Source organism: Pseudomonas graminis (genome assembly GCF_004364335.1).
GTDB classification, from domain to species: domain Bacteria; phylum Pseudomonadota; class Gammaproteobacteria; order Pseudomonadales; family Pseudomonadaceae; genus Aquipseudomonas; species Aquipseudomonas graminis_D.
In genome coordinates this window covers 467,632-480,500 of record NZ_SOCR01000002.1, presented here as the reverse complement: position 1 = coordinate 480,500, position 12,869 = coordinate 467,632, and the positions used below count along the sequence as shown (strand labels likewise).

Annotated in this window: 14 protein-coding genes; 13 read left to right on the top strand and 1 reads right to left on the bottom strand. The window is 60.1% G+C overall.

The features are described from left to right. Positions 1-350 precede the first annotated feature (350 nt). From EC919_RS04605 to EC919_RS04565, 9 genes are all read left to right on the top strand, one after another. Entirely contained in the window at positions 351-1,100 is a 750-nt protein-coding gene (locus tag EC919_RS04605; RefSeq protein ID WP_133771649.1) for an electron transfer flavoprotein subunit beta/FixA family protein, read from the top strand. Continuing rightward, a complete protein-coding gene (locus EC919_RS04600; RefSeq protein ID WP_133771647.1) occupies positions 1,100-2,029 on the top strand; it encodes an electron transfer flavoprotein subunit alpha/FixB family protein in 930 nt (309 codons plus the stop codon). Before EC919_RS04605 ends, EC919_RS04600 begins: the two co-directional genes overlap by 1 nt. A 137-nt stretch (positions 2,030-2,166) precedes the next feature. Beyond that, positions 2,167-2,988, top strand: coding sequence for a substrate-binding periplasmic protein (locus EC919_RS04595; protein WP_432213790.1), 822 nt, complete (start codon positions 2,167-2,169; stop codon positions 2,986-2,988). 21 nt (positions 2,989-3,009) lie between these two features. Next, positions 3,010-3,363 carry a DUF4398 domain-containing protein gene (locus EC919_RS04590; protein WP_133771799.1) on the top strand — a complete coding sequence of 118 codons (354 nt, stop codon included), beginning with the start codon at positions 3,010-3,012 and terminating at the stop codon, positions 3,361-3,363. Beyond that, positions 3,360-4,175 carry an OmpA family protein gene (locus EC919_RS04585; RefSeq protein ID WP_133771643.1) on the top strand — a complete coding sequence of 272 codons (816 nt, stop codon included), beginning with the start codon at positions 3,360-3,362 and terminating at the stop codon, positions 4,173-4,175. The genes EC919_RS04590 and EC919_RS04585 overlap by 4 nt, the downstream gene beginning before the upstream one ends. Before the next feature lie 318 nt (positions 4,176-4,493). After that, positions 4,494-5,933, top strand: a complete 1,440-nt coding sequence (locus EC919_RS04580) for a PLP-dependent aminotransferase family protein (protein ID WP_122538388.1) — start codon at positions 4,494-4,496, stop codon at positions 5,931-5,933. Between the two features lie 114 nt (positions 5,934-6,047). Then, positions 6,048-6,755 (top strand): translation initiation factor 2, encoded by a 708-nt coding sequence (locus tag EC919_RS04575; protein WP_133771641.1) that lies wholly within the window; start codon positions 6,048-6,050, stop codon positions 6,753-6,755. 95 nt (positions 6,756-6,850) lie between these two features. Beyond that, positions 6,851-7,108, top strand: coding sequence for a YkgJ family cysteine cluster protein (locus tag EC919_RS04570; RefSeq protein ID WP_133771638.1), 258 nt, complete (start codon positions 6,851-6,853; stop codon positions 7,106-7,108). A gap of 45 nt (positions 7,109-7,153) precedes the next feature. Beyond that, a complete protein-coding gene (locus EC919_RS04565; RefSeq protein WP_133771636.1) occupies positions 7,154-7,762 on the top strand; it encodes an START domain-containing protein in 609 nt (202 codons plus the stop codon). 86 nt (positions 7,763-7,848) lie between these two features. Here EC919_RS04565 and gltA read toward each other — a convergent pair whose 3' ends face one another. Further along, positions 7,849-9,138 carry a citrate synthase gene (gene gltA / locus EC919_RS04560; protein WP_037009384.1) on the bottom strand — a complete coding sequence of 430 codons (1,290 nt, stop codon included), beginning with the start codon at positions 9,136-9,138 and terminating at the stop codon, positions 7,849-7,851. Between the two features lie 362 nt (positions 9,139-9,500). On the opposite strand from gltA, the gene sdhC reads away from it, so the two are divergent. Genes sdhC through EC919_RS04540 form a run of 4 tightly spaced genes read left to right on the top strand, consistent with a single transcriptional unit; the run spans position 9,501 to position 12,729 of the window. After that, the gene (sdhC, locus tag EC919_RS04555) at positions 9,501-9,875 is read left to right on the top strand and encodes a succinate dehydrogenase, cytochrome b556 subunit (protein WP_133771634.1); all 375 of its coding nucleotides are present in this window, start codon (positions 9,501-9,503) and stop codon (positions 9,873-9,875) included. After that, positions 9,869-10,237: a succinate dehydrogenase, hydrophobic membrane anchor protein gene (gene sdhD, locus EC919_RS04550; protein ID WP_133771632.1), complete on the top strand. Its 369-nt coding sequence runs from the start codon at positions 9,869-9,871 to the stop codon at positions 10,235-10,237. The genes sdhC and sdhD overlap by 7 nt, the downstream gene beginning before the upstream one ends. 3 nt (positions 10,238-10,240) lie before the next feature. After that, the gene (gene sdhA / locus EC919_RS04545; protein WP_133771630.1) at positions 10,241-12,013 is read left to right on the top strand and encodes a succinate dehydrogenase flavoprotein subunit; all 1,773 of its coding nucleotides are present in this window, start codon (positions 10,241-10,243) and stop codon (positions 12,011-12,013) included. A gap of 11 nt (positions 12,014-12,024) precedes the next feature. Then, positions 12,025-12,729, top strand: a complete 705-nt coding sequence (locus EC919_RS04540) for a succinate dehydrogenase iron-sulfur subunit (protein ID WP_133771628.1) — start codon at positions 12,025-12,027, stop codon at positions 12,727-12,729. Positions 12,730-12,869 lie beyond the last annotated feature (140 nt).

Below are 12,869 nucleotides of genomic sequence, written 5' to 3'. Positions count from 1 at the left end.
TGCGGTCAAGATACGGGCGGTTTTGCGCTCGCGCCGGGTCGTTCGTCAGCCCCGGATTGTTTTACAGCGGCGCACAGACCGTCGGTAGCAGAACACCGGTAAAAGCAACGTGAGCAGCGCCCCCGCGCCACCGTCAGCACCACCACCAGTACTACGCCGGCGGCGCGCTGCAGTTTACACGGGCGATCAACGTCTGGCTTGGATTGCCGCCCTGGCGTGGCCGCTTTTGCTGACATGAGCATTCAGCAACCGCGAATACGTTGTTTTCACAGGTGTTCTTTACACTGACGAGTACCCATCGCCGGGCAAGGCCTGGCGATTTCTTTTCACCGGAGAGAAACGAGGAATCCATGAAGGTTCTTGTAGCTGTCAAACGAGTGGTCGACTACAACGTCAAGGTTCGCGTCAAAGCGGACAACTCCGGCGTCGATCTCGCCAACGTTAAAATGTCGATGAACCCCTTCTGCGAAATCGCGGTAGAAGAAGCCGTCCGCCTGAAAGAGAAAGGCGTTGCGACCGAGATCGTTGTCGTTTCCATCGGCCCGACCACCGCTCAGGAGCAACTGCGTACCGCGCTGGCACTGGGTGCCGATCGCGCCATCCTCGTGGAATCCGCTGACGAACTGACCTCCCTGGCCGTGGCCAAGTTGCTCAAGGCCGTTGTCGATAAAGAGCAGCCGCAGCTGGTCATTCTCGGCAAGCAGGCGATCGACAGTGACAACAACCAGACCGGCCAGATGCTGGCTGCGCTGAGCGGTTATGCCCAGGGCACCTTCGCCTCCAAAGTCGAGGTGTCCGGCGACAGCGTCAACGTCACCCGTGAAATCGACGCCGGCGCGCAGACCGTCTCCCTCAGGCTGCCGGCCATCGTCACCACCGACCTGCGTCTGAACGAGCCGCGCTACGCGTCGCTGCCAAACATCATGAAAGCCAAGAAGAAGCCCCTCGAAGTGCTGACGCCTGATGCGTTGGGTGTTTCGACGGCGTCCACCAACAAGACCCTGAAAGTTGAAGCCCCGGCTGCCCGCAGCGCAGGCATCAAGGTCAAGTCGGTTGCTGAACTGGTTGATAAACTGAAAAACGAAGCGAAGGTGATCTGATGACGACCCTGGTTATCGCTGAGCACGAAAACGGCGCAATCGCTCCCGCCACTCTGAATACCGTTGCCGCTGCCGCAAAAATCGGTGGTGACATCCACGTTCTGGTCGCCGGTCATAACATCGCTGCCGTCGGCGAAGCAGCTGCAAAAATCGCAGGCGTGTCCAAGGTCCTCGTGGCTGACAACGCCGCCTACGAGCACCAGCTGCCCGAAAACGTTGCCCCGCTGGTTGTCGAGCTGGCTTCGGCTTACAGCCATGTGCTGGCCGCTGCGACTTCCAATGGCAAGAACATCCTGCCGCGTGTCGCGGCGCACCTGGACGTCGATCAGATCTCCGAGATCATCTCGGTGGAAAGCGGTGACACCTTCAAGCGCCCGATCTATGCGGGTAACGCTATTTCGACCGTTCAGTCGTCGGCTGCCGTGAAAGTCATCACGGTTCGTGCGACCGGCTTTGACGCGGTGGCGGCCGAGGGCGGTTCTGCTTCGATTGAAGCCGTCAGCGCAGCCCATGACGCCGGCAAGTCGTCCTTCGTCAGCGAAGAGCTGGCCAAGTCCGACCGTCCTGAGCTGACCGCTGCCAAGATCGTCGTGTCCGGCGGCCGCGGCATGCAGAACGGCGGCAACTTCAAGCACCTGTACACCCTGGCTGACAAGCTGGGTGCGGCCGTTGGTGCTTCCCGTGCGGCCGTCGACGCAGGCTTCGTGCCCAACGACATGCAGGTCGGGCAGACCGGCAAGATCGTCGCGCCGCAGCTGTACATCGCGGTCGGCATTTCCGGCGCGATCCAGCATCTGGCCGGCATGAAGGACTCCAAAGTGATCGTTGCGATCAACAAGGACGAAGAAGCGCCGATCTTCCAGGTCGCCGATTATGGCCTCGTGGCGGATCTGTTCGAAGCGATCCCCGAGTTGGAGAAGCTGGTCTAATCCACTTCCCTGACTTATAAAGAGAACCCGTTCGTTCGGGCTGCCGCCAGCGCTGATCATCGTTCATTCGATGAGTCAGCGCCGAAGCAGTCGGAGCTGGCGGGGTTTTTTATGGGCTCAAAAAGGACGTTGTCATGTTGTCGCCAAAGCAGACGCTGGCTTCACTGCTGGGCGGGTTGCTGTTGCTGCCGTCGCTGGCTTGGTCGGCGGGCAAGTGTGACCGGTTGATCGTCACCGGCAGCCCGGACGCGCCGCCGTACCTGTGGCGCGACCCCCAGGACCCGAAACACCTGATGGGCGCCAATGCCGACCTACTCAAGGAGGTCGCGCAGCAGATCGGCGTCAAGGTCGAGCTGCTGTATGGCGGCAAGCGCAGTCAGGCACTGGAAGAAGTGCGCAGCGGGCGCATGGACATGCTGGCGGACACGCCACTCAACAGCGCCGAGCTGGAATCCCTGGATTTCGTCCATCCGCCCATCGCCCAGAACGAAATCATGGTCTGGACTCGAAACGGCCATGAGCAGCCCTTCAATTCGCTGGCCGATCTGCAGAGCCATCCCGGCGCCATGTCTGAAAAGACCCGGGTAACCGTTGGGTTCGATGAGGCGATCAAGGCGCACTTGAAGCTGGAGAAGCAGGCCAGTCTCCCTCAGGCTTTTCAGACACTGGCGGCAGGGCAGGTCGAGTTCGTCCTTGCCGGTCGCTATGCGGGGATGGCAGTGACCCAGGCGCTGGACATCGCCAAAGACCTGCAAACCCAGCCCATGCCCCTCGATCGCCCGGGCTTTTATCTGGCGCTGTCGTTCAACTCTGCCTGCAACGATCCATGGCTGCGCGGACAGCTGGCGAAAAAAATGACAGAATTGGCGGCTTCCGGTCGCGCCAGTGAAGCCGTCACGCGCAATCTGGACCTGTGGAAAATTCAGTTGCAGCAGTCCGGTAGCGCCCTCCATCAGTAGGAATGTGTTTTGAGCTTTCTTTTGAAAATCCAGCCTGTATTCGCCGCTGTCGTGCTCGCCGCCCTCGTCGGCTGTGCCAACGACCCGGCGCCCACCGAACAACTCAAACTCACCGAGCAGGCTGTCGCCCAGGCCACAGCGGTCGGCGCTACCGATGAAGAGCCGGACCTGGTGACAGCGCAGACGAAGCTGACCCAGGCCCGCGCCGACATCGCGGACAAGTCCTACAAGGATGCACGCATGCAGGCGGAACAGGCCGAGCTGGACGCGCGTCTGGCCGAAGCCCGTGTGCTGACGCAGAAGAGCGAAGCGCAGGTGGCTCAGGTCAACACCCGCCTCGAGCGTCTGCGCAAGCAGTTGGGGGCTGGCCAATGAATACCGTTGCGCGAAGCCTCAGTGTCGGCCTGTTGCTGGCCAGTGCCGGTCTTGCCGGCTGCGCCGGCCATCAGAACAGTGACCAGGCGTTGCAGGGCGCCATTGCCGATTACCAGAAGGTCAAGGAAGACACCAACGTCTTGCGCAGCGCGCCGAAGGATGTGATTCGCGCCGGCGAGCTGCTGGGCCGGGCCGAGCGCCTGTCGAGCTATATCGGCAGCGCTGACGACGTCAGTCATTACGCGTACCTGAGCAGCCGCTACAGCGCGATCGCCCGGGAGCACAGCAAGCTGCTGCTGAATCAGGAAAAGCTCGCGCGACTGGAGCTGGAACGTCAACGCCTGCAATTGGCCTTGCGTGAAGCCAAGCTGGCCGGCGCGCAGCAACAGGGCAAGTGGGCCGAAGATCAAGTGATCAGCCTGTCGACGCAGCAGAACGAGCGCGGTTTGGTGATGACACTCGGCGACATGCTCTTTGATACCGGCCGCGCCGAACTGAAAAGCTCGGCCAATCGCACGGTGCTGAAGGTCGTGCAGTTCCTGCAATTCAATCCCAAGCGCGTGGTGCGGATCGAGGGCTATACCGACAGCACCGGCGACGCTCAGGAAAACCTCGCGCTGTCGAAAGACCGGGCACAGTCCGTCGCTGACGTGCTGTCTGATCTGGGCATCGAGGAAGACCGCATTCAGGTCGAAGGTTACGGCGATCAGTACCCGGTGGACGCAAACACTTCCGAAAGCGGTCGTGCACAGAACCGCCGTGTGGAAATTGTCTTCTCGGACGACAAGGGCCACCTCAGCCCGCCCCGTTGAGAGGAATGGCAGCGCCGGCCTGGCTTTTCAACGTGTCGTGTTTTTGTCGGCCTTGCAGGGTTTTGCGGCCGCGCAGTCTGTAGGAGCCGGCTTGCTGGCGAACGCATTTGATCACACGCCATAGAGGACGCGTGATCTGCCGGATTCGCCAGCAAGCCGGCTCCTACAGAACCTATCCAGGCAGTCAATCTCACTATTCAAACAACGCACCCTCTAGCCGGAACAGGAACTGTCACCGTACACTTCTGAACTGTTCCGGTGATCCTTCCATGTTGATCGCCGCACACATGATCAGAGCATGGGATCGAGGGACGCGAAATGACCAGTCTGTTGCTGTACCAACGCATCGCCCAGCAGCTGGCCGAAGACATTCGCCGGGGCGTGTATCAGCCAGGCGAGCGCGTGCCCTCGGTGCGCAAGATGAGCTCCCAGCTCAACGTCAGTCATGCCACCGTCCTGCAGGCCTACGCCAACCTTGAAGATCAGGGGTTGATCCGCGCGCGGCCGCAGTCCGGTTACTACGTCCATCAAACCCCGGCCCTCACCGCGGCGACCCCCGATATTGCTCGGGTGGAGCGCCCCGGCCTGGTCACCCGCGCCAGCATCATTCAACAGGTATTGGTCGAGGCCCGGCGGGAAGGGGTGTTCGCATTCGGCGCTGCGGTGCCGCATATCGATTACTTACCCCTGCGCGCGTTGCATCAGCAACTGGCCAAGGTCACCCGCTTTCAGAGCCCTCGGGCGTTCAATTACATGTTCAGCCCCGGCTTCGAGCCGCTGCGTCGGCAGGTGGCCATTCGCATGCGCGACGCCGGCGTGGTAATCGATCCCTCGGAAGTGGTGATCACCCACGGCTGCGTCGATGCGCTGCAGATGTCGCTGCGGGTGCTGACCAGCCCGGGCGACCTGATCGCGGCAGAATCCCCGACGTACTACGGCCTGCTGCAACTGGCCGATCTGCTCGGCCTGAAAGTCATCGAAATCCCCAGCGACCCCAACACCGGTATCAGTCTGGAAGCGCTGCAACTGGCGGCCAATCAGTGGTCGATCAAGGCGCTGGTGATGACGTCGCGTCTGAGCAATCCGCTGGGCAGCACGATGCCGGAAGAGCGGCAGAAACACCTGCTGCGCCTGGCGTCGGACTTTGACATTCAGATCATCGAGGACGACATCTACGGCGAGTTGATGTACGAGCAGAACAAGACCAAAGCGTTAAAGGCCTTCGACCGGCTGGGCCATGTCATCTACTGCTCCAGCTTCTCCAAGACCCTGTCGCCGGGGGTGCGAATCGGCTGGATGATTGCCGGGAAATACCAGGCGGAAATCCAGCGCCTGCAAACCTTCAGCACCCACTCAGCGTGCAGCGTGACGCAGATGGCAGTAGCGTCCTACCTTGAAAACGGCGGGTATGACCGGCACTTACGCTTTATCCGTCAGGAGCACCGCAAGAATCTCAGCGCGTTTCAACTGGCGGTGCAGCAGATGTTTCCCGAAGGCACGCAGATCAGCCGGCCTGCGGGCGGGTTCATTCTGTGGATCAGTCTGCCGGGACGGGTGAACACCCAGGAGTTGCACGTGCGCGCGCTGGAGCAGGGCATCAGCATCGCGCCGGGCCTGATCTTCAGTAACACCGAGCAGTTCAACCATTGCATTCGCCTGAACTGCGGGCTGCCGTGGAACCGTGAAGCGGAGAGGGCGTTGATGACCGTGGGCATGCTGGCCAAGCAGTTATGCCAGGATGCCGGGCAATCCTGGTGAACTCGTAATGTCACCAGCTTTCAATACTATCGGGGGAGGCGGACAAGCCAGCTTGTCAGCCGCCGTGCAAAGGGCCAGCATATGGTCCCTGTCTTACTGACTGCCGTTCAGACTATGAAATCACTGCGTTGTATAAGTGTGATGTTGCTGGTGTTGCTGAGCGCCTGTGATGCCGATAAGACGCCCGCTCCACCGGCGAAAGCCACCGCCTCTGCGCCTGCTGCGGGTACCGCTGCGCCAGCCGAAGCTGCTAAAGCAGCGAAGCCCGCCTCAGAGCCCGAGCCCGCTCCTGCGCTGGCGGACAAGCCTGCTGCGGACGCTCCAGCGGTCCATGCACTAACGCCGAATATCACGACCGTGCCGGTTGTTGCGTCGGGCAAGGCATCGGGTGGAGCGCCGCGGACAGTCACCGATGTCAAAACTGCCGAGGATAGGGCCCCAGGCGCCAACGCCAAATCCGCCAAGCTTAAAGCGGATAATGCCGAAGTCGCCCGGCGTGCCCCGGTGGTCAGCAAGAGCAAATCGGCGTCTCAGGTGGTCAAGGAAACCAAGCTGAACAAAGTCCCGCTGGACCTTAGCCTGCCGCCCGAGATGGTCAAACAACTGACCCCGCCGGCTAATGTGATCACCGCGGCGTCGAAGTCCAGAGCCCAGTCCCCGGGCGCCAAGCCGTTGCTGCCCAAGATGTTCCCTGATGCGAACGCCGACCCGGACTTCCAGATGCAAGGCCGTCTGCTGAGCAACGAAATGGACCTCCAGTTGCGCAACGAGGCGCGCAAGGACGTGGAAGGCGCCGCACTGGATTTCACATTTAAGAAGTGATGCACCTATTACGCTGTCCCGTCGCCAGATTTTCAAACGTGTGTTTTAGCGCGTAAGATCCGGCCATCGTCCTCACTGCCTCACAGGTTCTTTTCATGGAATGCCGTCCAGGCTGCGGCGCTTGCTGCATCGCGCCGTCCATTACCTCACCGATACCCGGCATGCCCAACGGCAAACCTGCGGGCATGCGCTGTCTGCATTTGTCGGTGGACATGCTCTGCGGCATATTCGGGCAGCCGGGGAGACCGGCGGTGTGTGGTCAGTTTTCAGCTGAGCCTGAGGTGTGTGGCACTGGCCCCGAGGATGCGATTCGTCTGATTGGCTGGTGGGAAAAGATGACTTCGGTGGCGTGAATCGCGGCCGGGGTACGACTGAACTTCAACAATAAGGAACAACCTATGAGTTCGCTGTACCGCTTTGCTTTCGGATTGGGATTGACTGTATGGGTGGCGGCTTCAGCCCAGGCTGAGGAGTGGAAAGTCGCGAAGAACGAGGACGGTATCAAAGTCTCGCTCAGCGAGGTGCCCGGTTCGCAGTACAAGGCCTATCAGGGCGTGACGACCATCAAGGCGGGTATTGGCAAGCTCAAGGCGTTGCAGGAAGACGTGGCCGCCGCCTGCGCGTGGATCCACGAGTGCAAGCTGCAGAAGATCCTTAAACACGAGGGCGACAAGACCTGGACCTATTCCCAGTTCAACACGCCGTGGCCGGTCACGCCCCGGGATTCGGTGCTGAAGGTGACGACGGTGGAAGGCGCAGATGGCAGCGTCACCCGCGAGCTGGAAGGCGAGCCCAAGTACATCCCGGAAGAGAAGGGGTTTGTGCGGGTGGCGCAGGTTGAGGGGTTCTGGAAGTTCGTGCCCAAGGGCGACAACCTGACCGAGGTCACCTATCAGGTGCACACCGAGCCTGGCGGCAGCGTGCCCTCCTGGCTGGCGAACAAGTTCGTGGTGGATGCGCCGTTCAACACGCTTAAAGCGCTGAAGGAACGAGCCGAGAAGAACTGATCGGTTCCGCTTGCGACGCTAAAGCCACACACCAAAAAGGCTGCCCGAGGGCAGCCTTTTTTTGCGTCTTCGCGGTTGCTGTCGAGTTACTTGCGCTCGGCCAGCGGAACGATGTCGCGGGACACTTCACCGGTATACAGCTGGCGTGGACGGCCGATCTTGTAAGGGCTGGAGAGCATTTCCTTCCAGTGAGAGATCCAGCCGACGGTTCGCGCCAGGGCGAAAATCACGGTGAACATACTGGTCGGGATGCCGATTGCCTTGAGGATGATGCCTGAGTAGAAGTCGACGTTCGGGTACAGCGAGCGTTCGATGAAATAAGGATCGGTCAGGGCGATCTCTTCGAGACGCATGGCCAGTTCGAGCTGCGGGTCGTTGGTGATGCCCAACTCGCGCAGGACTTCGTCGCAGGTCTGTTTCATCACGGTGGCGCGCGGGTCGCGGTTCTTGTAAACCCGGTGACCGAAGCCCATCAGCTTGAACGGATCGTTCTTGTCTTTGGCCTTGGCGATGTAGGTGTCGATGTTGGACACATCGCCAATCTCATCGAGCATGGTCAGCACGGCTTCGTTCGCGCCACCGTGGGCAGGACCCCAGAGTGCGGCGATACCCGCTGCGATGCAGGCGAACGGGTTGGCGCCCGACGAACCTGCCATGCGCACGGTGGACGTCGAGGCGTTCTGTTCGTGGTCGGCGTGGAGGATGAAGATCCGGTCCATGGCCTTCGCCAGCGTCGGGCTGATCGGTTTGATCTCGCACGGCGTGTTGAACATCATGTGCAGGAAGTTTTCGGCGTAGCTGAGGTCGTTGCGCGGGTACATCATGGGTTGACCCATGGAGTACTTGTAAACCATCGCGGCCAGTGTCGGCATCTTGGCGACCAGGCGGATCGCGGAGATTTCCCGGTGCTGCGGGTTATTGATGTCCAGGGAATCGTGGTAGAACGCCGAGAGAGCACCGACCACGCCACACATGACGGCCATCGGGTGGGCGTCGCGACGGAAACCGTTGAAGAAGGTCTTGAGTTGCTCGTGCACCATGGTGTGATTCTTCACGGTGACGACGAATTCGGCCTTTTGCTCGGCGGTTGGCAGTTCGCCGTTAAGCAGCAGGTAGCAGGTTTCCAGGTAGTCCGATTGCTCGGCCAGCTGTTCGATCGGGTAGCCGCGATGCAGGAGAATGCCGTTGTCACCGTCGATGTAGGTGATCTTCGATTCGCATGAAGCGGTGGACATGAAGCCTGGGTCGAATGTGAAGCGTCCGGTGGCAGTCAGGCCGCGTACGTCGATAACATCGGGACCAACGGTGCCGGTCAGAATGGGCAGCTCGACGGGGGCTGCGCCCTCGATGATCAACTGCGCTTTTTTATCAGCCATGTGGCCTCCTAATTATGCTTCAAATCATCAGACAGACCCCCCACGCAGGGCCCGCATCACTATAGTGAGATAAATTCTAAAGTCAATTTGCCAAAAGTCTTGTGGCAGAAGGCTTTAACCCATGGTTTTCGTCGAAATTACGGGCCATTTACGCCAATTATCGGGCTAAAGCAATCCACCCTTGGGACAGGGTCTGCGCGTTGTCATTAGTTGGCTAACTGTCTATACTCGGCGTCCGACCGCCAGGGGCTTTCAGGCCCGATTCAACGGGGTTGGTCACTTCCTGGGTAGTGGGTACCTGACCAGTACACTTCCCAACAACTTGCCCTGAGTGTTAGGGCTCTTCAGTGTGAAAAAAAGCCGTGAAAAGCCAACGACCTGTAAACCTAGACCTAAGGACCATCAAACTCCCTATCACTGCTTACACGTCCATCCTTCACCGTATTTCCGGTGTCATCCTCTTCGTCGGCATTGCCATCATGCTTTATGCATTGGACCTGTCGCTCGACTCCGAGGAAGGCTTCGCGTCGGTGAAAGCGGGGCTGACCAGTCCGCTGGCCAAGTTCGTGATCTGGGCTCTTCTGTCCGCACTGCTGTATCACCTGGTGGCGGGTGTCCGTCATCTGATCATGGACTCGGGCATCGGCGAGACGCTGGAAGGCGGCAAGCTGGGCTCTAAGATCGTTATCGCCGTGTCTGTGGTGGTGATCGTTCTGGCAGGAGTGTGGATATGGTAACCAACGTCACCAACCTTTCTCGTTCGGGCCTGTATGACTGGATGGCGCAACGCGTCTCCGCCGTCGTACTCGCGGCTTATTTCATTTTCCTGATCGGGTACCTGATCGCGCACCCTGGCCTCGAATACGCCACGTGGCACGCGCTGTTCTCCCATAACGCAATGCGCATCTTCAGTCTGTTGGCCCTTGTTGCACTGGCGGCTCACACCTGGGTTGGCATGTGGACCATCGCGACTGACTACCTGACGCCGATGGCGTTGGGTAAGTCCGCGACGGCGGTGCGTTTCCTGTTCCAGGCGGTGTGCGGCATTGCGATGTTCGCTTACTTCGTCTGGGGTGTGCAGATTCTTTGGGGTATCTGATTCATGGCTAACATCAATTCGCTTTCATTCGACGCCATTATCATTGGCGGCGGTGGCGCAGGCATGCGTGCCGCACTGCAGCTGGCTCAGGGCGGTCACAAGACCGCTGTCGTCACCAAGGTCTTCCCGACTCGCTCCCACACCGTTTCCGCTCAGGGTGGCATCACCTGCGCAATCGCTTCGGCCGATCCGAACGATGACTGGCGCTGGCACATGTACGACACCGTCAAGGGCTCCGACTACATCGGTGACCAGGACGCTATCGAATACATGTGTTCCGTTGGCCCGGAAGCCGTGTTCGAGCTCGAGCACATGGGTCTGCCGTTTTCCCGTACCGAGCAGGGCCGCATCTACCAGCGCCCGTTCGGCGGCCAGTCGAAAGACTTCGGCAAGGGCGGTCAGGCTGCACGTACCTGTGCGGCTGCCGACCGTACCGGTCACGCGCTGCTCCACACCCTGTATCAGGCCAACCTGAAAGCCGGCACCGTATTCCTCAACGAGTACTACGCAGTTGATCTGGTGAAAAACCAGGACGGCGCGTTCGTCGGCATCATCGCCATCTGCATCGAAACCGGTGAAACCTCTTACATCCGCGCCGACGCGACTGTACTGGCCACCGGCGGTGCCGGCCGTATCTACTCCTCCACCACCAACGCACTGATCAACACCGGCGACGGCGTGGGCATGGCGTTGCGGGCAGGTGTCCCGGTTCAGGACATCGAAATGTGGCAGTTCCACCCGACCGGCATCGCTGGCGCAGGTGTACTGGTCACTGAAGGCTGCCGTGGTGAAGGCGGTTACCTGATCAACAAGCACGGCGAGCGTTTCATGGAGCGCTATGCGCCAAACGCCAAGGACCTCGCCGGTCGTGACGTTGTGGCTCGCTCAATGGTGAAAGAGATCATCGCCGGCAATGGTTGCGGTCCTGACGGCGACCACGTGATGCTCAAGCTCGATCACCTCGGTGAAGAAGTGCTGCACAGTCGTCTGCCAGGGATCATGGAACTGTCCAAGACCTTCGCTCACGTCGATCCGGCCGTTGCGCCAATCCCTGTCGTACCGACCTGCCACTACATGATGGGCGGCGTTGCCACCAATATTCATGGTCAGGCGATCACACAGGACGCCGCCGGCGTCGACACCATTATTCCGGGCCTGTTCGCGGTCGGTGAAGTGGCGTGCGTATCGGTTCACGGCGCCAACCGTCTGGGCGGCAACTCGCTGCTCGATCTGGTGGTGTTCGGTCGTGCTGCCGGTCTGCACCTGGAGCAGGCGCTCAACGAAGGCGTCGACTACCGTCGCGCTTCCGAGACCGACATTGATGTCGCGCTGGCTCGCCTCAATGGCCTGAACTCGCGTACCGAGGGCGAAGACGTCGCCACCCTGCGCAAAGAACTGCAAAGCTGCATGCAGAACTACTTCGGTGTGTTCCGTACCGGCGAATACATGCAGAAGGGCATTGCTCAGCTGGCTGACCTGCGCACGCGCATTGCCAGTGTCAAGATCAACGACAAGAGCCAGGCGTTCAACACCGCCCGGATCGAAGCGCTGGAGCTGCAGAACCTGCTGGAAGTCGCTGAAGCAACGGCGATCGCCGCGGAGCATCGCAAGGAGTCCCGTGGCGCTCATGCCCGCGAAGACTTCGAAGATCGCGACGACGAGAACTGGCTGTGCCACACCCTGTACTTCCCGGGTGAAAAGCGCGTAGCCAAGCGTGCCGTGAACTTCTCGCCAAAAACTGTTCCGACTTTTGAACCTAAGATTCGGACTTATTAAGGGTGACCGCCATGTTGCAAGTCAGTGTGTATCGCTACAACCCTGATCAGGACGCCGCGCCGTTCATGCAGGATTTCCAGGTCGACACCGGTGGCAAAGACCTGATGGTGCTGGACGTCCTGGCTCTGGTCAAAGAGCAGGACGAAGGCTTCTCGTACCGTCGTTCGTGCCGCGAAGGCGTGTGCGGTTCCGATGGCATGAACATCAACGGCAAGAACGGTCTGGCCTGCATCACGCCGCTGTCGGCCGTGGTCAAGGGCAACAAGCTGGTGGTTCGCCCGCTGCCTGGCCTGCCGGTCATCCGTGACCTCGCCGTCGACATGAGCATCTTCTACAAGCAGTACGAGAAGGTGAAGCCATTCCTGCAGAACGACACGCCGGCTCCGGCCATCGAACGTCTGCAGACCCCGGAAGAGCGGGAGAAACTCGACGGCCTGTACGAGTGCATTCTGTGCGCTTGCTGCTCGACGTCCTGCCCGTCCTTCTGGTGGAACCCCGACAAGTTCCTGGGTCCTGCTGCAATCCTGCAAGCCTATCGTTTCCTGGCTGACAGCCGTGACACCCGGACGCAGGAGCGTCTGGCGTCGATGGATGATCCGTTCAGTGTTTTCCGCTGCCGGGGCATCATGAACTGCGTCAACGTCTGCCCGAAAGGCCTGAACCCAACCAAGGCCATCGGTCACGTGCGCAACATGTTGCTCACAAGCGGTGTCTGAGTTTGCCGCATCTGTAACACCGCAGCACCCGCTACTGCAGCACCCGTAAACGCTACGGCGCAGGCTTCAACCGGCGCCGTAGTTTTAACCTGAGCAGTTGTCGTATGGCTTCAGCTCTTATTTTGAAGAAATGAAACCAG